The organism is Roseomonas sp. TF40, assembly GCF_057219975.1.
The window spans coordinates 60,349-82,217 of the sequence record NZ_JBXVVR010000011.1 but is presented as its reverse complement, the minus strand read 5'-3'; the positions used below and the strand labels follow the sequence as shown (position 1 = coordinate 82,217).

Sequence of the window (21,869 nt, the reverse complement as noted above, 5' to 3'; positions counted from 1 at the left end):
TCTGATCACCACCGCACCACGATTCGGCCGAAGCCGCCGAGACTTTGTGTTCCCTCGCCGAGATCGCCGATCACGCCGAAGCCGAAGCCGAGCCGCTCATTGGGCGAAAGCTGCATGCCGAGGTTGAGCTGCAGCCTGTCGCGCGCCGTGCGCGGGACCACGAGGTTGAAGGGCTGGTCCGGCGAGAGCGCGAAGGCCGAGGTGCTGGTCAGGCTGTCACGGCTTTCATGCACCCAGGCGGCGCGGAGATAGGGGGTGAGCGAAAGCCCGCCCTCCAGCGCGAAGGTCTGGTCGTAGCGCAGGCCGACCGAGACCGGCACTGAATAATCCGAGCGCGCCTGCTGGCTCAGCCCGAGCACGCCATCCGCCCCCGTCGCCGCGCGCGACTGTTCCGTCGAGCCATCCTGGCGCCAGCCATTCAGCCCGATGCCCGCGAAGGGCGTGAGGTTGAAGCGCCCGCCGAAGGGGCTCTCCAGCTCGAAGCGCGAGCCGAATTCCAGCATCGCATGGGCGTTCTGCACCCCGGCGTTGGAGCGCGCATATTCGGACTGGTCCTCAAGCCCGATGATGCGCGCCTGCTTCGATTCATGGCGCCCATAGCCCAGCACGCCCGACAGGTAGAGCGGGCCGGAGCGCCACATGGCATAGGCGCCGACATGCCCGCCCTCCAGCTCGCCGCGTGCGAGCAGGTTGGCCGCGCCGTAGCTGCCGTTGGAATAGCCACCGACGCTGCCGATCACGAGGTTGGGCGCCACCTGATGGTCGAAGCCCATCATGAAGCCGCCGATGTCGGACTCGGCACTGGCCCCCAGCGCCGCCGCGGTGTTGAGCCGCCCGGAGGCGCCGAGCGGCATCGCCCAGATGCGGAAGGGCGATTCGAAGGTGTCGGCCGCGCTGTTCATGCCCAGCATCGGCTCACCCGACATCGAGCCATTGCCCTCGCCGAAGGCCGCGGCGAGGTCGAAGGGCGCGAGCGAAGCCGCCGCCGGCACGCCGCGATCGGCGGCGCGCTGCATCATGTCGAGCCGCTGCGTGATGCCGTTCATGAACTGGAAGGAGGCGCTCTGCGCGGCGAGCAGCGCGCCCACCCCGCCATCGCCGCCCAGGCTGTTCATGGAAGCCGCGTAGCTCGTGGCGTTCGACGCGCCATAGACGGAAGAGGAGTAGTTGGCGAAGCCGGTCGGGTTGGCGCTCGCCGCGCGCCCGAGCGTGGTGGCAACGGCGCGCTGGTTGGTGCTCAGCGGCGCCGCTGGCGCAGTGGTGGTCAGCGTCACCGCCAGCACCACGTCGTTCGCATTGGGGTATTGCAGGCCCCAGCTGGTGTTCAGCGTCTTCGGCGAGACCAGGTTCAGCGGCCCGGTCAGGCTCGTGCCGCCCGCCGCGGAGAGGATGGTGGCGCTGTGCGTGCCGGGCGCGATGGCGCTGCCCGGCATCATCTCCGCCCGCACCTGCCCGGCCAGGCGCGCCTGACCCGAGACGTTCAGGCGGTCCGCCGTGATGCCGGCGGGCTGGCCCGCGACATCCACGAAATTCACGCCGCCCGCGACCTGGGTGAAGTTGCCGGTCAGCGCCGTGGTGCCGATGCGCCCGCGCCCGGCCACCGCCACGCCGCCCGCATTGGTCAGCGTGCCGCCGGAGAGGTTGACGGTGCTGCCCATGTTGAACAGGCCACCCACGCGGTTGTTGAAGGCCGCCGCGCTCGGCCCGGCATCGATGCGCCCGGTGATGATGCCCGAGTTCTCGATGCCGATGTCGCTGCCGCGCGCGCGCACCGCGAGGCCCGCGATGCCGGGATCGATCCGCCCGGCATTGGTGAGCCGCAGCGTGCCGCCCGCCATCGCAACGCCCGTGGCCGCGCGCACATCGCTGCCGGCCTGCAGGTCGACCGTGACCGGCCCGGCCAGGCTGCCCGCGCTCTCGGCCCAGATGCCCATGGCCTCGCTGCCAGAGGCGAAGATCCGCGCCGAGTTGGTGACGAAGATCGCGCCCCCACCGCCAAGCCCGCCGCCCAGCACCGCCGCGTCGCGCACCAGCCCGCCGCCGCCGCCGATGCTCTGCGCGACGAGGCCATGCGCGCCGGAGCCGGAGACGCTGATGGCGCCGCTGTTGGTCACGCGCACCTCGCCGCCCGTGCCGGTGCCCGGCAAGGCGATGGCCGGCACGGCGCTTCCCGTGACGAAGCCGCCGCCGCCGCCGATGCTCTGCGCGACGAGGCCATGCGACCAGGAACCGGTCGTGCCGATCCGCGCCGCATTCGTCAGCGTCACCGAACCGCCCGCGCCGGTGCCGCCGCCCAGCGTCGCGCCCGGCACATTGGCGAGCACCGCGCCGCCGCCGCCGCCGATGCTCTGCGCCAGCACGGCCGGCGCGCCAAATCCACTGGTGGTGATCTGGCCAGCGAGGTTGAGCATCACGCCGCCCCCACCGCCCGTGCCCTGGCCCAGCGTCGCCGCGCCACTCGCCATGCCCACCAGGCCGCCGCCGCCGCCGATGCTCTGCGCCACGAGGCCGGCGGTGTGGCCCGTGATCTCGGCCTGAGCCGCCGCCGTGACGCTGACCAGCCCGCCCAGGCCGCCGCTGCCGGCGAGGAAGATGCTGGGCGATTCCGGATTGTCGGGATCGATGCGCTGCATGCCGGAGACGCCGGCGCTGCCGCCGCCGAGTTGCACCGCCCCGCCGGCCTGCAGCACCACGCCGCCGCCGCCCGCGACACTCTGCGCCAGCACGCCGAAGCTCTGCGCGGAGAAGACTTCGCCCAGGCTCTCGATGGTCACGCGGCCCGCCGCAGCCGGGGTCCTCGCCTGGCCGTTGGCCAAGGTCACCAGCTGGCCCGCCTGCGGGCCGAGCGTTCCGCTGAGGCCGAGCAACGCCTCGCCCCCGTTGCGGACCAGGAAGCCGCCGCCGCCGGCGACGGATTGCGCGATGATCGCCGGGGCGAGCGCCCCGGTGGCAATCGCCGTGCCTCCGGCCAGGGTGACATCGCCGCCCGCCCCGCCGGGATCGACCAGATTGCCCAGCACCGAGGCGCCGATCGCGGTCATGCCATTGCCGAAGGCCGCGCCGCCGCCGCCGCCGATGCTCTGCGCCACCAGCGCCGCGCTGCGCTCGCCAAAGGTCCGGACCGCACCGGTGTTGCGGAGGATCGCCGCCCCACCCGCGCCGGCGGTCACGCCGCCGCCACCCAGGTCGACCATGCCGAGCGTGCCCAGGCCGAGCCCGCCGCCACCCGCGATGGATTGCACCAGGATGCCCACGCTGTCCGCGCCAAGCGTGCGGACCGTGCCGGCATTGCGCGCCTCCGCCATGCCGGCCGCGCCGGTGGTCATGCCGGTGGCGCCGATGCTCATCATGCCCGGCGTCAGGGTCAGGATGCCGCCGCCGCCCGCGATGGACTGCACCAGCACGCCGCCCGCGCCCGTGCCGCGGGTCAGCACCTCGGCCGTGGCATGGGCGATATCGACCAGCGCATTGCCGCCGATGCCCAGCGCGCCATCGCCGCCCAGCACCGCATTGCCCGAGCCACTCGCCTCGCCCAGCGAGGCGCCGCCGCCACCGCCGATGCTCTGCGCGACCAGGCCGAAGGCGTCGGTGCCGCGCGTCTCGACCGAGGCGCCCTCGTTCAGCCGCACCGTCACCGTGCCGCCATTGCCCGAGGCGCCGGTGGTCGCCCCCGTGCGCACCGTGATCGCATTCGGGTCGAAGCCGAGCGAGCCGTTGAACTTGATGTCGGCAAAGCCGGCACCGCCACCGCCGCCGATGGATTGCGCCAGCACGCCGAAGGCGCCCGCGCCGGTGGTCAGGATGGCGCCGCCATTGAGCGTGACGCGCACCTCCCCGCCATGGCCGCTCGCGCCGCCGGTGCTGCCGAAATCGAAGATGCCCGTGCCGGTGCCGGCACCGCCGCCACCGCCCACGCTCTGCGCCAGGATGCCATGCGCGCCCACACCCGAGGTGCGGATCAGGCCGCTATGCGTCACCTCCGCCAGCCCGCCATTGCCGCCCGAGGCGCCATCGGCGCCGAAGGAGAAGAGCGGACGCTTGGTGACGCGCAGGACCTCGTCCAGCGGTGCGCGGATAAAGGCGAGGCCGGCCGCCTTCCAGTCCTGCACCCGTTCGAGCCACTCCGCGGGCGAGACCAGGGCATAGTCGGCCACGACCGCGGCCCATTCATCGACCTGCCGCGCCCAGGCCGCGAGTTGGCTCTCATCGCCGGTCGCCGGACGCGGCGGCGGGGGCGGGGCCGGTTGGCTCAAGGCCGGCGGCGCCGGCGGATCGACCGGCGGCGGCAGAAGCTGCGCGATGGGCGGCACGGTGAACAGCGCCACGCCGCCGCCACCACCCACCGATTGCGCCACGATGCCCCAGGAGCCCGTGCCCTGGGTCACGATGGCGCCGGAATTGATCACCCGCGCCGTGCCGCCATGGCCATTGCCGCCGCTATCCGCGCCGATGGCAATGACGCGGTTGCCCGGCTCGGGCTCATCGCGCAGGCCGCTCGCCCCACCAAGGCCGCCGCCGCCACCGATGCTCTGGGCCAGCACGCCGGCGCTGAAGCCGCCGCGCGTGACGATCCCCGCGGCGTTGTTGACTGTCACGGTCCCGCCATCACCGCCGCCGCCGCCTGAGCGCCCGATGACGATGATCGCGCCGCCGCCGCCGCCCGCACCGCCGCCGCCGCCAACCGACTGCGCCACCAGCGCCGAGGCATGCTCCCCGCTGGTCGAGAGGTTGGCGCCGGCCAGGTTCATCACGCTGACGCTGCCGCCATGGCCGCCGCCGGTGCCCTCGCCGCCGATGCCGGTCGTGCCGGTGAAGCCGGCGAGACCCATGCCACCCGTGCCGCCGCCGCCGCCGATGCTCTGCGCGAACAGGGCCTGGGACCAGTCGCCCCGTGTGGTGACGGCGCCCGCATTGCTCAGCAGCACCGCCCCGCCATTGCCGCTCGCGCCCCCACTGCCGCCGACGGCGATCTTGAGGTTGCGCGTGATCTTCGTGCGGTCGAGGCCGGAGAGCTTCAGCCCGACAGCGAATGCGAAGCTCCTGCCGGTCGATACAAGCCCGGTCAGCCCGACCCGGCCATCGCCGCCCGTGCCGCCACCGCCGCCGATGCTCTGCGCCAGCACGCCGTGGGAGGCGAGGCCCTCGGTCAGGATCGTGGCCCGGTTGGTGATGGTGGCCGCGGCGCCATGCCCGGCCGTGCCACCCTCGCCACCCACCCCGATGGAGATCTGCCAATTCTTCAGGTCGGGTGAATCCGCGCCGGGGGCGACGGTCGGCGCCTTGCCGAGCGCGTAGGACATGGCGTTGGCCGCGCCGCCCGCGCCGCCGCCGCCGCCGATGCTCTGGGCGAAGATGCCATGCGCGCCGGCGCCGGTGGTGAAGATGTCGCCCGTATTGGTCACCTGCACGGCGCCCGCAATGTTGCCGTCGCCGCCCTTCCCGCCGATGGCGACGGTGACGGCGATCTGCTGCTCCTCCGGCACGCCAAGGCGCAGCACGCCGCTGATCGCGCCCCCGCCCACGCCGCCGCCGCCGCCGATGCTCTGCGCCAGGATGCCCATGGCGTTGTTGCCGGCGGTGCTCAGCCGCGCCGCGTTGTTGACCACCACGCGCCCGCCGATACCGCCATCGCCGCCCTGACCGCCGACCGTGATCGTCGCGTTGTAGGAAGTCTCCTTGCCCTGCAGGCCGAAATAGGTGGCGATCGCCATGCCGCCCATGCCGCCGCCGCCACCGATGGATTGCGCCACCAGCGCATGCGCATCGAGGCCCGTGGTCGTGATGTTGCTGACCGCGCCGGGGGCCGAGAGGGTGCGCAGTTCCGCAAGCCCGCCATCGCCGCCCGCCCCGCCCGAGCCGCCGATGGAGAGCGTGCCCACCTTGCCGCCGCCGGTGGGCGAGGTGTTGACCGTGCCGGCGAAGGACAGGCCGCCCACGCCACCGCCGCCGCCGATGCTCTGCACCACCACGCCGCGCGCGGCATCGCCGCTGGTCGCGATGGCCCCCTGGAAGACGCCGCGTGCCGTGCCCGCATCGCCGCCCGACCCGCCCGAGCCGCCCAGCGAGAGCGTCATCGTCGTGCCCTGGCCGGCCATGAGGCTGCCGGCGACCGAGAAGCCGCCCGTGCCGCCGCCGCCGCCGATGCTCTGCACCAGCACGGCATCCGAGGCCTGGCCGCGCGTCTGCACCGCGCCGACCACCGTGGCATTCACCACGCCACCCGCGCCGCCGCCGCCGCCAACGCCGCCCACCGCGGCCGAGCCGCCGAGGCTCATCACCGCGCTGCGGCTGCCCGTGGCGGCCGAGAAGGTGACGGCCACCGCGCCGCCGCCATCGCCGCCGCCGCCGCCGATGCTCTGCGCGACCACGCCGCGCGCATGCCCGCCCTCACCGGAGAAGCCGGCGGCGCGCAGCAATTCGAGCCCCGCGCCCTCATCCTCGAGGTTCACCGCGAGGCCCGTGGGCGCGGGGGCCACGCCGCCCGTCGCGATGCGATCGACCACCGTCAGCGTCACCCGCCCACCGGCCCCGCCCGCGCCGCCGCTGCCGCCCACCGCCACCGCGACGCCGCCCGACTGGTCGCCACGCCCGATGGTCAGCGAGCCCGCGAGCCCGCCATTGCCGCCGCCGCCGCCGATGCTCTGCGCGACCACGCCATGCGCATTGGCGCCCTGGGTCGTGATCGTCGCCGTATTGCCCGAAGGCAGGCGATACTCGGAGAGCGCGCGCACCGGGCTCTGCCCGGGCACCGGCGCCGCCGCGTTGAAGCGGCGCGTCACGTTCACATCGCCGCCGGCACCACCACCGCCGCCCGACCCGCCGAGCGTGACGCTCGCGGTGGTGCCGAAGCCGATGGCGCCCGAGAAGGCCATGCCGCCATTGCCGCCGCCGCCGCCGATGCTCTGCGCGAAGAGCGCCGTGCTGTTGGCGCCCTCGGTCGCGAGATAATTGGCCGAGACGACACTGACCGTGCCGCCCGCCCCGCCCGCCGTGCCCCCGCCGCCGAGCGACAGGCCAAGCCCGGCGCCGCCCGAGCTGCCGGTGGAGCTCAGCCCGATGGCCATGCCGCCATCGCCGCCGCCGCCGCCGATGCTCTGCGCGAAGAGCGCATGCGCGCCATCGCCCGCCGTGGTGACCACGCCCGTCTGCTGCAGCAGCACGCTGCCGCCCGTGCCTGCCGCGCCGCCGCGCCCGCCGACCTGCGCCTGCATGGCGACCGAGGTGCCGGAAATGCCCGCGCCGACCGCGATGCCGCCATTGCCGCCGCCACCGCCCACGGATTGCGCCATCACGCCATGCGCGAGGTCGCCGAAGGTCGCGATGCGCCCGGCGGTGGCGACGTTCACCGCCCCCGCCACGCCGCCGCCGCCGCCCGTGCCGCCGATATTCGTGCTGAAGGCCGCGCCCTTGCCGGCGAAGCCGAGCCCGCCCGCGAAGCCGCCCTGGCCGCCGCCGCCGCCGATGCTCTGCGCCAGCACCGCCACGCCGAGGTCGCCCGCCGTCGTCACATCGCCCAGCGCGCGCAGCGTCACCGCGCCGCCAAGCCCGCCCTCGGCCCCGCCGCCGCCGATGTTCAGCGTCGCCGAGCCGCCCTTGCCGGCGCCCCCGATGCCGAGCGCGAAGCCGCCATCGCCGCCGCCGCCACCGACCGACTGCGCCAGCAGGCCGATGGACCCATCGCCCCAGACCAGCACCGAGCCGCCGCGCTGGGTGAGTTCCACCCGGCCGCCATGGCCGCCCGAGGCACCCGAGCCGCCCAGGCCGAGCGTGGCGCCCACGCCGGTGACCGCGCCGGCGAGATTGCCCGTGAAGCCGCCGCTGCCGCCGCCGCCGCCAATGCTCTGCGCCACCATCCCGTGCGCGCGTTCGCCATCGCGCAGGCCGCTGCCCGTGTCGAAGGTGCCGGTGATGATGGTGCCGGCGCGATCGAGGATGACGATGTTGCCATGCCCGCCCGTGCCGCCCGTGCCGCCGAGGCCGACCGCGACCGAGGCCCCGGTGTTCACCACCGCGCCGCCGACCGCGAAGCCGCCCATGCCGCCGCCGCCGCCGATGGATTGCGCCGCCACCGCGATGGCGCCATCGCCGCGCGTCTGCACCCGCCCATTGCCGCCCACCGTGACGGAGGAGGCGGTGCCGCCCGTGCCCCCGCTGCCGCCGAGCGTGACCGTCGCCGCGCCGTAATTGGCGCCCGCCAGGCCGAGCGCGAAGCCGCCATCGCCGCCGCCGCCGCCCACCGATTGCGCCAGCACGCCGATGGCGCGCTGGCCGAAGGTATCGACATCGCCGTCGACCCGCACGGTGACGCTGCCGCCAAAGGCGCCGCTCCCGCCCGAACCGCCCAGCGCCAGGCCCATCGCCGCGCCGCCGGCGCCGGCGAAGCTGCCGGCCATGCCACCCGAGCCGCCGCCACCGCCCACGCTCTGCGCCAGGATGCCATGCGCACCATCGCCGCGCGTGACGATGCCGTAGAGAATGCCCGGCGCCGGGCTTGCCGGCGTCAGCGCCTGGTGGCGCACCACCACCGTGCCGGCCGAGGCGCCGGGCCCGGCATTGCCGCCGAAGGAGAGGGCGAGCGCGCCGTTGAGGGAGACGGCCCCCGCCACCGCGAGGCCGCCATTGCCGCCGCCGCCGCCGATGCTCTGCGCCACGATGGCGTGGCTCAGTCCGCCCAGCGTCTCGATCGGGGCGCGGTTGGTGACGCTGACATCGCCACCCATGCCGCCCGGCCCGCCTCTGCCGCCCAGGGCCACGCTGCCCGAGACGATGCCGCCGGCCGCGGCCGCGACCGCCAGCCCGCCATTGCCGCCGCCGCCGCCGATGGATTGCGCCATCAGGCCAACGGCCCCGGCACCCCCGGTGAAGATGTCGGCCGCGCCGTCGAAGGTCACCGCATTTGCCCGGCCGCCGATATTGCCCGAACCGCCGAGGCCGACCGAGAGCGCCGCCGTCTTGCCGCCGCTCAGCGAGATCGCCGTGCCGCCATTGCCGCCGCCGCCGCCCACCGATTGCAGCAGCAGGCCCGTGGACCCCGCGCCGGTGGTGGTGACCAGGCCGCGATAGCGGGAGAGCACGTTGCCGCCATCGCCGCCCGGCCCGCCCGTGCCACCCAGGGAGAGGCCGAAATTCACCGGCCCGACGCCGGCCGTCATCGCGAAGCCGCCCGAGCCGCCGCCGCCGCCGATCGATTGCAGGTGCACGCCCAGCGCCGAATCGCCGCGCGTGATGATGGAGGTGCCGTCGAGATTGGGAGTCGGGTTGATCGCCACGGCGTTGAGCCGCACGGTCGACGCCGAGCCGCCCCGGCCGCCGCTGCCGCCGAAGGCCAGCTGCACGGTAAGCCCAGCCGCCACCGCGCCACCGCCCGCACCGCCGCCGCCGCCCACGGATTGGGCGAAGATGCCGGTGGCGCCGACGCCCGAGGTCTCGACCTGGCCGTGGCTCTGCACCGTCACGGCCCCGCTGTTGCCACCGCCGCCGCCGGAGCCGCCGGCCGAGAAGAGGCCGGTGGAATTGCCGCCGCGCCCGCCGCCGCCGCCGACCGACTGCGCGAAGATGCCCTGGGCGAATTCGCCGCGCGTGATCAGGCGGTAGCTGTTGGTGACCGACACGGCGCCGCCCGCGCTGGTGTCGCTGCCCTTGCCGCCGACCGCCCCGATGCCGCCGCCCGAGCCGCCATCGCCGCCACCGCCGCCCACCGACTGGGCGTAGAGACCGACCGCGTTGCGGCCGAGCGTCTCGACGAAGCCGTGATTGGCGACGCTGACGGCACCACCGCCGCCGCCGCCCGAGCCACCCGCGCCGAGGCCCGCGATGCCCTTGCCGTCGCCGCCCGCCCCGCCGCCGCCGCCCAGCGAGAGGCCATAGACGCCATGCGCCGCCTCGCCCGCCGTGAAGACGGCCGCGCCGCGCTGGTTCACCAGCGTCACCGACCCGCCCGGCCCACCATATTTGCCGTCGCCGCCGCCGCCATAGAACAGCCCCGCGCCATCCCCGCCATCGCCGCCCTGGCCGCCGACCGACTGGCCGAGCACGCCGATGCCGCCGGCGCCGCTGGTCCGGACCTCGCTGAGGTTGCGCAGGATGACGGTGCCGCCCGTGCCGCCGGCGCCGCCGGCCGCGCCGCTGCCGCCGAGCGTGTTGCTGTCGCCGCCCGTGCCGGCGATGCCGCCGCGCGACGTCGCCGCGATGCCCACGATGTTCGTGCCGCTGACGTTGATGACGGTGTTGACGCGCAGTTCCACCGCGCCGCCATCGCCCGAGGCACCGCCGCGCCCGGCACTGCCGCCGAGGCCCGTGATGGTCCCGCCACCGCCGCCATTGCCGCCATAGGATGTGGCGAAGACGCCCGCCCCCTGGGAGGAGGTGCCGAGCGTCGCCGGCCCGTTGAGCAGGATCGACCCGCCGATGATCGCCGCCGTGATGGCCCCGCCATCGCCGCCGCGCCCGCCATGCCCGGCGGAGCCCGCCACCGCCATGTCGCCACCGGATCCACCCCGGCCGCCGCCCGAGATCAGGATCGTGCCCTGGGAGGGCGTGCCGGGAAGGGGCGCGAAGGTCTCGGTGATCGGGGCCGGCGTACCGCCGCCGCCGCCATTGCCGCCGCCGATGCCCACGCCACCATCGCTGCCATTGCCACCATTGCCGCCGACGGTGACGCAGACCACGCCGTTCGCGAGCACGTTGCAGGCTGCCTGGGCGGGGGCTGCGGGACGCAGGAACAACCCGGCGGCCACCAGGGCGGGCAGCAGGCAGGACGAGGCCAGCAGCCCGGCCCGGCGAGCGGGCAACAGGTTCGGCACCAGAACGACCGGGCGATTCATGCGCAGATTCCCAGAAAGACGCCGGAGGACGCTGGCCCACCTCACATGGCCGCCCCGGGGGCGCCGTCTCTTCAGATGGGAAGGGTCCGAAGGGCGGCGGGCAGGACCTGGAAGATGTGCCGAATAGTAACCGAAGGTTGAATGGTTTAAGGGAACGGCAGGATGCGCCCCGAGTCAAGGCGATCCTTACTTTTTCGCGATCCCTTGAACACGGACGCGTGATCTGGGCACGATGACACCCTCTGCGGAGAGTCGCAAAAAATGAGAATGTCTAGCAATATGGCGCATCTCGGCCTGGGGATTGCCCTTCTCGGCGCCGGGATGTCTGCCGCCCTGGCCCAGCGCCCCGCGACGCCCGCGCCGGCGCCCGCCGCCGCCACCGCCCCCACGCCCGCCCCCGCGACCGGCCCTGCCGCCGCGTCCGCGCCCACGCCCGCCGCCGCCCCGGCCGAGTCCGGGCGCAACTGGGTGCTCGCCTGCGCCGAGGGCCCCGCCCCGCGCGACTGCCGCCTTTCCACCACCGCCCTGCTCCAGCCGAGCAACCAGCGCCTGGCTCAGGTCATCCTGACCCGCCAGCCCGAGACCCGCTCGCTCGGCCTGGTGTTCCAGGCCCCGCATGGCGCCGCGCTGCAGGCCGGCCTCGCCTGGCAGGTGGATGAGGGAGAGGTCCAGCGCCTGGCCTTCCAGAGCAGCGATGCCGAGGGGCTCTACACCGGCGTGCCGGTGGCCGATGACCTGCTCGCCGCGCTGCGCCGCGGCACCACGCTGCGCCTGACCTTCGTCATCGCCGCGCGGCGGGAGGCGCTGACCGTGCCCGTGCCGCTTGCCCAATTCGCCGAGGCCTCGGCGGAGTTCTTCGCCGCCGAGCGCGTGGCAGCCCCCCCCACGGCCGCCGCGCCGGCCCCCTCGCCAGCCCAGGCGCCGGTCCCCACCCCGGGCGCGGCGCCGCCGCGCCGATAGGTCACGCCGCCGCGCTTGCGGGGCCCGGCGCCGCGGTGGCAGCCTCGGCGTCATGTCCGATCCTGAACGCCCCGCCACCCCGCGCCGCGCCTTCCTGGTGCTCGGCATGCACCGCTCCGGCACCTCGGCGCTGACCCGCCTGATGGCGTTGCACGGGCTGCAATTGCCGGCGCGGATCATGCCGCCGCTGCCGGAGAATGAGCGCGGCTTCTGGGAGGCGCCGGAGGTGGCGCGGCTCAATGACCGGTTGCTCGCCCAGCATGGCCTGACCTGGAGCGACCCCGCGCCGCTGCGGCGAGAGGCGCTGGTGGGCCGGCCGAGGCGCGAAGCGGTGGCGGAGATCACGGCGCTGCTCGGCACGCTCTTCCCCGGAAGCGCGGATTTCGTGCTGAAGGACCCGCGGATGTGCCGCCTGCTCGGCCTGTGGTTGCCGGCGCTCGAGGCTTTCGGCGCGGCGCCCGTGGCGGTGTTCGCCGTGCGCCATCCGCTGGAGGTCGCGGCCTCCCTCGCCGCGCGCAACGGCCTGGCGCGCCCGCAGGCGCTGCTGCTCTGGCTCACCCATGTGCTGGAGGCCGAGCGCGCCACGCGCGGCCTGCCCCGGCTGGTGGTGCATTACGACGACCTGCTGCGCAACTGGGCCGGCGCGACGCGCGGCCTGCGGCAGGATTTCGGGCTCGGCCCGCCCGACCGGGCGGCGATCGAGGCCTTTCTCAGTACCGGGCTGCGCCACGCGCAGAGCTATCTGGAGACGCTGCTGCGCGACCCGGGGGTGCCGGCGCCGGTCAAGCGGGTCTATGCCGAGTTCCGCCGCGCGCCCTTCGAGAGCGGGCTGGACCCGGTGCCCTTCAACCAGGCGGCGCGTGACCTCGCCGCCCTGCAGGGCGGCGCCTGAGCCCCCCTTGCGGAACCCCAGCACTGGCCCGCATGCTCCGCCCCCTCAAGGGCCGGCCGGCAAGGCGCGGCCGGCAAACGGGGAAGGAGACCACATGAGCCGCCTGATCACGCGCCGCACGAGCCTGATGCTCGGCGCCGCCACCCTCGCCGCGCCGACCGTGGCGCGCGCCCAGACCCAGTACAAGAGCGAGTACAAGCTCTCCGTCGTCGGCAACCGGCCGATCCCGCTGGCCGATGGCGCCTTCAAATGGGCCGAGCTGGTGACGCAGCGCAGCCAGGGCCGCATCAATGTGCGCGTCTATCCGGGCAGCCAGCTGGTGGGCGGCGACCAGACGCGCGAGCTGGTGGCGATGCGCCAGGGCGTGGTGGACATGGCCGTGTTCAGCACCATCAACATCTCGCCCCAGATCCGCGAGATGAACCTCTTCTCCCTGCCCTTCCTGCTGCAGGACAGCCGCGGCTTCGACGCCATCATCCGCGGCGAGATCGGCCAGGAGCTGTTCCGCATCCTGGCCACGCGCGATGTCGTGCCGGTGGCCTGGGGCGAGAACGGCTTCCGCGAGATCTCCAACAGCCGCCGCCCGATCCGCACGCCCGAGGACATGCGCGGCCTCAAGATCCGCTTCGCGGCCGGGGCCATCTTCTCCGAGATCTTCACCGCGATGGGCGCCAACCCGGTGCAGATGTCCTTCGCGGATCTCCAGCCCGCGCTCTCCACCGGCGCGGTGGATGGGCAGGAGAACCCGATCAACCTCTTCCTCGCCTTCCGCATGGACACGCTGGCGCAGCGCCAGCTCACCATCTGGAACTACGTGGCCGATGCGGGGATCTTCCTGCTCTCGAAGCAGGTGATGGACAGCTTCACCCCCGCCGACCGCGACCTCGTCATCGCCTGCGCGCGCGAGGCGGCGGAGGAGCAGATCGTGGCGGGGCGGCGCGGCCTGGGTGCGGGGGGCGACCGCTCCTCGCTCGACGAGCTGGCGCGCCGCAACGTCACCGTCACCACGCTGAGCGACGCCGAGAAGCAGGCCTTCGCGCGCGTCACGCGCCCGGTCTTCGACAAATGGGCGCAGACCGTGGGCAGCGACCTCGTCCGTCGCGCCGAGGCCGCGATCCGCGGCGCGCGCGCCTGAGCAATGACGGGCGGGCGGCCTCGCGCCGCCCGCCCCTCCACGGATACCCCGCATGACCGAGCACGCCGACATCCAGGCCCCGGGCCTCAAGCTCGGGGAGGCACCGCCGCGCATCCCGGTGACCATCGAGGGCGTGATCGGCGCCACGATCATGGGCGCGCTGGCGCTCATCACCTTCGCCAATGTCGTGGTGCGGTATTTCACCAATGTCTCCTTCGCCTTCACCGAGGAATACTCGGTGGCGCTGATGGTGGTGATGGCCTTCATGGGGGCGGCGGCGGCCTTCGGCGCGGACCGGCACATCCGCATGACCTTCTTCACCGAGAAGCTGCCCGTGGCGGCCGCGCGGCGCGTGGAGCAGGCGGTGCTGCTGGCCTGCCTGGGCATCTTCGCCGCCATCGCCTGGTTCGGCGCCTGGTACACCTGGGACGAATACCGCTTCGAGGTGATGTCGCCCGGCCTCGGCGTACCGTCCTGGTACTACACCATCTGGATGCCGCTGCTCTCGGTGGTGATCTGCCTGCGGATCCTGGGTCGCATGGTGCGCGTCTTCCAGGCGGGGCGCTGAGCCATGGCGCTCGAGGGTTCGCTGATCCTGCTGGGCGTGTTCTTCACGCTGCTCTTCGTCGGCGTGCCGATCGGCGTGTCGCTTGGCCTGGCTGGCTTCCTCGTCATCGCCATCGAGGGGCTGGGCGTGATGGCGCTGCCGACCAACATCTGGACGGGGATCGCGAAATACCCGCTGCTGGCGCTGCCGATGTTCGTGCTTGCCGGCATGGTGTTCGAGCGTGCGGGCGTGGCCGCGCGGCTGGTGACCTTCGCCGCCGCGCTGGTCGGCCAGCGCACCGGCGCTCTGGCGATCGTGGCCGTGCTGGTCTGCATCGTGCTGGGCGGCATCAGCGGATCAGGGGCCGCTGATGCAGCCGCGGTGGCGGCGGTGATGCTGCCGGGGATGCTCAAGCAGGGCTATCCGCGCCCCTATTGCGCGAGCCTGATCGCCGCGGCCGGTTCGACCGCGGTGCTGATCCCGCCCTCGATCCCCTTCATCGTCTATGCCGTGCTGGTGCCGGGCGTATCCGTGCCGGCGCTGTTCCTGGGCGGCGTGATCCCCGGGCTGCTGGCGGGGCTTTCGCTTCTGATCCCGGCGATCCTGCTGGCGCGCATCCACGGCTTCGGCCTGCCCATCGCGGATGAGGAACGCCCGCCGCTCTGGGCCAGTTTCAAGGAGGCGATCTGGGGGTTGCTTGCGCCCATCGTGATCCTGGGCGGGTTGCGCTCGGGCGCCTTCACGCCGACCGAGGCGGCGGTGGTCGCGGTGTTCTACGGGCTCTTCGTGGGCATCTTCATCTACCGCGTGATGACCTTCCGCCAGATCTACGAGGTGCTGCGCGACAGCGCGGAGATCAGTGCGGTGATCCTGATGATCGTGGCGCTGGCCAGCATCTTCGCCCATGCCGGCAGCACGGTCGGCGCCTTCGATGCACTGGCCAAGACGCTGGTCGGCATCACCGGCAATGAGGTGGTGATGCTGCTGCTGATCACCGCGCTGGTGCTGGTGGCCGGCATGCTGATCGATGCGATCTCGATCTTCCTGGTCTTCCTGCCGATCCTCCTGCCCATCGCGAAATCCTTCAACTGGGACCTGACCTGGTTCGGCATCGTGCTGACCATGAACGTCGCCATCGGCGCCTTCACGCCGCCCATGGCCGTGAACCTGATGATCACCTGCAAGGTGGCGGGCTGTTCGATGGAATCGACCATCCCCTGGGTGATATGGTTCGTGCTGGCCATGACAGGCGCCTTGATGCTGGTGACCTTCGTGCCGGAACTGGCGCTGTTCCTGCCGCGGGTGATGGGCGATCTGTGATCCAATCTTCCCTGGCGCAACGCCCGGGGAGTTGGCAGGCTGGACGACATGACCGAAACGCCGATCAACCTTACCATCGATGGCCACGCCATCGCCGCCGCGCCGGGCGCCTCGCTGATCCAGGCCTGGATGTCGGCGGGGCTGCCGCTGACGGAGAATGTCGGCTGCATGGGCCAGGGCGTGTGCGGCGCCTGCCGCGTGCTGGTGAAGCGCGAGGGCGAGCGCATCGCCCAGGCGGCGCTGGCCTGCGAGACGCGCGCCGAGCCGGGCATGCAGGTGGCCTTCGTCGATCATTTCCCGGCCCGGCGCGCGCATGGCTATGACCTTGCCGCCATGGGCGATTCCTGGTCTGCGCTGGGGGCCATCGACAGCGTCTTCCCCGAGGCGAAATCCTGCCGCCATTGCGGCGGCTGCGACGCCGCCTGCCCCAAGGGGATCGAGGTGCAGAAGGCGGTGACCCTCGCCGTCGAGGGCCGTGCGCTCGCCGCCGGTGCGCTGTTCGACCATTGCATCATGTGCAACCTCTGCGTCGCCGCCTGCCCCGAGCACATCGCGCCCGCGCATCTCGGCCAGTTCCTGCGGCGGATGAGCGCGAGCCTCTCGTTGCGCCCCGGAGACCTCGTGCTGCGCCTCGCGGAAATCGAGGCCGGGCGACAGGCCATCGACCTCGAGGGGCCGCAGCCATGATCGCCTGGGAGGCCGCGCTCACCGCGCCGCGCAGCAAGGATGCGCCGCCGCCGGGCCCGGCGAAGGAAGACCTGCTCCGCCGCTTCCACCCGGACCACGCCGAGGGCGCGATGACGCCGCTGCGCGTCGGCCCGAGCGCGGGCCAGCCCTGCCCCACCGCGCTTGCAGCACTTCTGCACGCCAATGCGCTGATCCAGGATGTGGACATCGCCGGCAGCGCGATGCGCGACGCCGATGTGCTGGTGATCGGCGCCGGCGGGGCGGGCTGCGTCGCCGCGCTGACCGCGGCGCGCGAGGGCGCGCGCGTGCTGCTGGTGAGCAAGCTGCGCATGGGCGACGGCAACACGGTGATGGCCGAGGGCGGCATCCAGGCCGCCATCGGCGCCGATGATTCGCTGCAGAAACACTATGAGGACACGCTGCGCGCCGGGCATTTCCGCGCCGAGCGCGCGCTGGTCGCCGCCATGGTCTCGGATGGGCCGGATGCCATCCGCTGGCTGATCCAGCAGGGCATGGGCTTCGACCTTGCCGAGGGCGAGGAGCGCGTCGGCGGGCGGATGCTGCGCAAGAAGCCGGGCGGGGCCACGGCGGCGCGGCTGCTTTCCTACCACGACTACACCGGCCTCGAGATGATGCGCGTGCTGCGGGAGGCCGTGCTGCTCACGCCCGGCATCACGGTGCTGGAGCGCCACCCAGCCATCGAATTGCTGACGGACCCGCATGGCGCCTGCGCCGGCGCGGTGCTGCTGGACCTCGAGCAGCGCCGCCTTGTGCTGGCGCGCGCGGGTGCGACGGTGCTGAGCACGGGGGGCGCGGGGCGGCTGCATCTCTCGGACTTCCCGACCTCCAACCATTACGGCGCCACCGCGGATGGGCTGGTGCTCGCCTATCGGCTCGGCGCGAAGCTGCGCGAGATGGAGAGTTTCCAGTACCACCCGACGGGCATCGCCTGGCCGCCGCACCTCGCCGGCACGCTGATCAGCGAGGCCGCGCGTGCCGCCGGGGCCACGATGCACAACGGGCTCGGGGCGCGCTTCGTCGATGAATTGGCGCCGCGTGATGTCGTCGCCGCCGCGATCCTGCGCGAATTGGCGGAAGGCCGCGGCGTGGAGCGCGAGGGCTGCGCGGGCGTGCTGCTCGACACGCCGGGGCTCGAGGCGGCGCAGCCGGGCATCCTGAAGAAGCGCCTGGTCACGCTCTCGCACCTCGCGCAGCGCGCGGGCTTCGATCCCGCGCTGGAGCCCTATCTGATACGCCCGACCTTGCACTACCAGAATGGCGGCATCGCCATCGACGAGGCCGGGCGCACCGCGGTGCGCGGGCTGCTCTGCGCGGGTGAGGCCTCGGGCGGGCTGCATGGGCTGAACCGGCTGATGGGCAATGCGCTGCTCGAACTCGTCGCCTTCGGCCGGCGCGCTGGCCGCGCGGCGGCGGCGGCGGTGCGCGAGGAACGCCCGCGCGGCGTGGGGCTCACCCATCTGGCGGATTGGGAGCGCGGCCTGGTGGCGGCGGGGCTGCCGCTCGACAGAAGCGCGCCGATTCTCTTTCCGCCCTATGGCAATGTCGATCTGCCGGCGCTGCTGCGCGAGGCCGCGAGGATCCCGGCATGAAGATCCTCACCAACCCCGCGCTGTGCGTCGGCGCCGATCTCGAAGCGCATCTCGCGGCCGGGCCCGGCGGGCTGCGCGCGGCGCTGGCTGATCCTGGCGCCATCATCGCCACCATCGAGCGCGCGGGGCTGCGCGGGCTCGGCGGCGCGGGCTTTCCCACGCACCGCAAATGGCGCGCGGTGGCCGAGCAGCCCGGCCCCGGCAAATGGGTGATCTGCAACGGCAACGAGGACGAGCCCGGCACCTTCAAGGATGCCTTCCTGCTGGCGCGCACGCCGCACCAGGTGATCGAGGGCGCGCTGGTTGCCGCCCTGGCGGTGGGGGCCTCGCAGGTCGCGCTCTATGTGAACCCGCGCGACACGGCGATGCTCGCCACGCTGCGCGAAGCCGTGGCCGCCTGGCGCGACCATGCCCTGCTGGCGCAGGTCGCCGCGGTGATCGGCGAGGCGATGAACCTGCATGTCGTCGAGAGCAGCGGCCTCTACATCGGCGGCGAGGAGACGGCGGCGGTGGCCTCTGTCGCGGGCGGCTTCCCCTTCCCCGCGCTCAAGCCGCCCTACCCGGCGCAATCGGGCGTCCACGGCAAGCCCACGCTGGTCAACAATGTCGAGACGCTGGCCCAGGCCGGGCATATCCTCGGGCGCGGCGCGGCGACGGGGACGAAGCTGTTCTCGCTCTCGGGCGACGTGCTGCGCCCGGGGCTGCACGAACTGCCCTTCGGCACCACGCTGCGCGATCTGGTGATGACGCATGGGGGCGGCATGCTGGGCGGGCGGCGCTTCAAGGCGGTGTTCACGGGCGGCCCCTCCAACACCCTGCTCACCGAGGCGGATTTCGACGTCGCGATGGATTTCGACAGCCTGCGCGAACGGGGATCGCGCCTCGGCACGGGGGCGATGATCGTGGTCGGCGAAGGCACCAGCATTCTCCGCAAGACAGCCGAGTATGTCGGCTTCTTCGCGGAGAGCAGCTGCGGCCAGTGCCCGCCCTGCAAGATCGGCACTTTCCAGATCGCGCGCCTGCTCGCCCGGATCGAATCCGGGCATGGCCATGCCGGCGATATCGAGGCGCTGCGCAACCTGGCCGCGCTGCTGCCGGGCAGCGGGCGCTGCGGGCTGGTGGATGGCGCAGCGACGGTGCTGGCCTCCAGCCTCAAGACCTTCCCGGATGAATACGCGCGCGCCATAGGATGACGCCGATCGATCCCCTCGCCGCCAATCGCCTGAACTGGGATGACCGCGCGGAGATCCATCTGCGCAACAGCACGGGCTTCTACGGCATCGACGCCGTGCGCGCGGGCGACACAGCGCTCGACCCCATCGTCGATGCGGAGCTTGGCGACATCGCCGGGCTGCGCGTGGCGCATCTGCAATGCCATTTCGGGCTCGACACCATTCGCCTGGCGCGGCGTGGGGCCATCGCCACGGGGCTCGATTTCTCGCCGCGCGCCATCGCCGGCGCGCGGGCGCTGGTGGCGGAGCTGGGCGAGAAGGTGCGCTTCGTCGAGGGCGATGTGCATGAGGCGCGCGCGCTGCTCGAAGGCGCATTCGACCTGGTCTATGTCACCTGGGGCGCGCTCTGCTGGCTGCCGGACATGACGCGGTGGGCGCAAGTCGTGGCGTCGCTGCTCGCCCCCGGCGGGGCGCTCTACCTCGCGGATTCGCATCCGGCGATGACGGCGCTGGAACAGGAGGGCGCGCAGCTTGTGCTGCATCGGCCCTGGCGCGTGCCCGTCGACGCGCCCTTCATCTACGATGACGAGACCACCTATACCGGCGCACCCGACAAGCTGGCGCACACCCGCGCCTATGAGTGGACGCATTCCTTCAGCGCCATTCTTGGCGGGCTGCTCGCGGCGGGCTTCCGGCTCGATTTCCTGCATGAGCATGAAGCCCTGCCCTGGCCGCATTTCCCGATGATGGAACCAGCCGGCGCGGGCATGTTCCGCCTGCCGGCCACGATGCCGGCCATGCCGCTTTCCTTTTCGCTCCGCGCCACAAGGATGGCCCCATGACGATCCTCGACCAGGCCGTCCAACCCATCGAGGAATGGCGTCCGGGCGTGCGCACGCGCATGCGCGTCTCCGCGCTGACCGGCTCGGCGCAGCTCTGCGTCTTCGAACAATTCGTCGATCCCGGCCAGGGCGCGCCCACGCATCGCCACGATGTGGAGGAGGTGCTGAGCGTGCTGGCCGGCACGGCCGATGTCTGGGTCGGCACGCAGCACCACGCGCTCACCGCCGGGCACTGCGTGGTGGTGCCGGCGGGCGAGCATCATGGCTTCCGCAACACCGGCACGACCACGCTGCATGTGCAGGCCATCCTCGCCGCCGCCAGCTTCGAGGCCGCCTATGAGGACGGGCGCGAGACCTCCCGCCGCTGGTTCGCCCTCAGCTGATCAGCAGGATCCAGGGGATGCCCACCACCAGCATCACCACCAGGAACAGCGCGCCGAAGATCGCCCCCAGCCGCCAGTAGTCGCCGCCGGGCAGATAGCCGCTGCCGTAATAGACCGGGCTCGGCCCCGTGGCGTAGGGCGTGAGCACGCCCATGATGCCGAGCGTGAGGCAGAGCGCGAGGGTGAGCGACTTCATCTCCATGCCCGGGATCGCCGCCCCCACCGTCAGCATCACCGGCAGCAGCGCCGTGACATGCGCGGTGACCGAGGCAAAGACGTAGTGCGAGAGGTAGAACACCACCACCAGCGCGACCAGCGCGAGCGTCGGCGGCACGCCCGCCACGGCCCCGCCGACAAGGCCCGCGAACCAGGCCACGAAGCCCACCTGCGCGAGTCCCCCCGCCAGGGCCACCAGCGTCGCGAACCAGGCCAGGGTGTTCCAGGCCTGCTTGTTGGCCAGCACATCGTCCCAGGTGACGATGCCGCTCAGCACGATGCCGGCGAAAACCGCCAGCGCCACCGTCGTGCCGTTGAAGGTCGGCTCGCCGAAGACCCAGAGCAGCAGCGCCGCCGCCACCAGCACGCCGAGCGTGATTTCCTTGCGGGTCAGCCCGCCCATCTTGGTGAGTTCCGTGCCCGCCCAGGCCACGACCTCGCGGCCCTCCTTCACCTCGGGCGGGTACAGCTTGAAGGCCAGCAGCGGCACGGCCAGCAGCAGGATCACGCCCACGGGCAGGAAGGCGAGGAACCACTCGAACCAGGTGATGCTCACCCGCGCCGTGCGGCCCGCGAGTTCCACCGCCAGCAGGTTCGGCGCCAGGGCGGTAAGGAACATGGAGGAGGTGACGCAGGTGGCGGCCAGCGCCGTCCACATCAGATAGCCGCCGACGCGCCGCGCGGAGGGATCGTTCGGATGGCTGTCGTAGAGCGGCGGCAGGTTGCGCACCACCGGGTAGATGGTGCCGCCCGAGCGCGCCGTGTTGCTCGGCGTGAAGGGCGCGAGCGCGAGGTCCGCCAGCGCGATGGCATAGCCGAGCGTCAGCGTCCGCCGCCCCATGCCGCGCACCAGCAGCAGCGCGATGCGCCGGCCCAGGCCGGATTTCTCATAGCCCAGCGCGAACATGAAGGCCGCGAAGATCAGCCACACCGTGCCGTTGCTGAACCCCGAGAGCGCCCAGGTCAGTGAGGCATTCGCCGGGCGGAATCCAGGCCGTGCCAGCTGTTCGGGGCTGTAGAGCACATACGGGGCCAGCAGGGCCACCAGCGTCACCCCCACCAGCCCGATCAGCGCGCCGGGCAACGGTTCCAGCACCAGCGCCACGACCACGCCGGCGAAGATCGCGAAATACAGCCAGGCATGGGGGGCGAGCCCGGCGGGGGCAGGAATCAGGGCGATCAGGAGGGCCAGCGCCACGGGCGCGGCCAGCTTCATCCAGTGCGGCATGCTCGATCCCTTGCGTGCATGGTCTCAAGGCTAACGGCGGAACAAGCGTTGCGT

Annotated in this window: 12 protein-coding genes; 10 read left to right on the top strand and 2 right to left on the bottom strand. The window is 72.9% G+C overall.

The genetic code is table 11. The annotated features are described in order from the left end of the window. Positions 1 to 5: 5 nt before the first annotated feature. Positions 6 to 10,823, bottom strand: a complete 10,818-nt coding sequence (locus tag AC2D9U_RS22930; RefSeq protein ID WP_484753606.1) for a hypothetical protein — start codon at positions 10,821 to 10,823, stop codon at positions 6 to 8. A gap of 321 nt (positions 10,824 to 11,144) precedes the next feature. Here AC2D9U_RS22930 and AC2D9U_RS22925 point away from each other — a divergent pair, with 321 nt between their 5' ends. The 10 genes from AC2D9U_RS22925 (at position 11,145) to AC2D9U_RS22880 (ending at position 20,371) form a co-directional block, all read left to right on the top strand. Next, entirely contained in the window at positions 11,145 to 11,783 is a 639-nt protein-coding gene (locus AC2D9U_RS22925) for an invasion associated locus B family protein (RefSeq protein WP_484753604.1), read from the top strand. 52 nt (positions 11,784 to 11,835) lie between these two features. Continuing rightward, complete coding sequence (locus AC2D9U_RS22920; protein WP_484753602.1) at positions 11,836 to 12,675, top strand: sulfotransferase family protein; 840 nt, start codon at positions 11,836 to 11,838, stop codon at positions 12,673 to 12,675. 94 nt (positions 12,676 to 12,769) lie between these two features. Beyond that, complete coding sequence (gene dctP, locus AC2D9U_RS22915; RefSeq protein ID WP_484753600.1) at positions 12,770 to 13,810, top strand: TRAP transporter substrate-binding protein DctP; 1,041 nt, start codon at positions 12,770 to 12,772, stop codon at positions 13,808 to 13,810. A 52-nt stretch (positions 13,811 to 13,862) separates the two neighbouring features. Further along, positions 13,863 to 14,378 carry a TRAP transporter small permease gene (locus AC2D9U_RS22910; protein ID WP_484753598.1) on the top strand — a complete coding sequence of 172 codons (516 nt, stop codon included), beginning with the start codon at positions 13,863 to 13,865 and terminating at the stop codon, positions 14,376 to 14,378. A 3-nt stretch (positions 14,379 to 14,381) separates the two neighbouring features. Beyond that, a complete protein-coding gene (locus AC2D9U_RS22905) occupies positions 14,382 to 15,677 on the top strand; it encodes a TRAP transporter large permease (RefSeq protein WP_484753596.1) in 1,296 nt (431 codons plus the stop codon). A 48-nt stretch (positions 15,678 to 15,725) separates the two neighbouring features. After that, positions 15,726 to 16,364: a 4Fe-4S dicluster domain-containing protein gene (locus AC2D9U_RS22900; protein WP_484753594.1), complete on the top strand. Its 639-nt coding sequence runs from the start codon at positions 15,726 to 15,728 to the stop codon at positions 16,362 to 16,364. Further along, positions 16,361 to 17,974, top strand: a complete 1,614-nt coding sequence (locus AC2D9U_RS22895; protein ID WP_484753592.1) for an FAD-binding protein — start codon at positions 16,361 to 16,363, stop codon at positions 17,972 to 17,974. Before AC2D9U_RS22900 ends, AC2D9U_RS22895 begins: the two co-directional genes overlap by 4 nt. Continuing rightward, positions 17,971 to 19,167, top strand: a complete 1,197-nt coding sequence (locus tag AC2D9U_RS22890; protein WP_484753590.1) for an NADH-ubiquinone oxidoreductase-F iron-sulfur binding region domain-containing protein — start codon at positions 17,971 to 17,973, stop codon at positions 19,165 to 19,167. The genes AC2D9U_RS22895 and AC2D9U_RS22890 overlap by 4 nt, the downstream gene beginning before the upstream one ends. Then, on the top strand, positions 19,164 to 19,988 hold the full coding sequence (locus AC2D9U_RS22885) for a class I SAM-dependent methyltransferase (RefSeq protein ID WP_484753588.1): 825 nt from the start codon (positions 19,164 to 19,166) through the stop codon (positions 19,986 to 19,988). Before AC2D9U_RS22890 ends, AC2D9U_RS22885 begins: the two co-directional genes overlap by 4 nt. Next, positions 19,985 to 20,371, top strand: coding sequence for a cupin domain-containing protein (locus tag AC2D9U_RS22880; protein WP_484753586.1), 387 nt, complete (start codon positions 19,985 to 19,987; stop codon positions 20,369 to 20,371). Before AC2D9U_RS22885 ends, AC2D9U_RS22880 begins: the two co-directional genes overlap by 4 nt. Here AC2D9U_RS22880 and AC2D9U_RS22875 read toward each other — a convergent pair. Then, the gene (locus AC2D9U_RS22875; RefSeq protein WP_484753584.1) at positions 20,364 to 21,803 is read right to left on the bottom strand and encodes an anion permease; all 1,440 of its coding nucleotides are present in this window, start codon (positions 21,801 to 21,803) and stop codon (positions 20,364 to 20,366) included. The two genes, AC2D9U_RS22880 and AC2D9U_RS22875, sit on opposite strands and share 8 nt — an antisense overlap. Positions 21,804 to 21,869 lie beyond the last annotated feature (66 nt).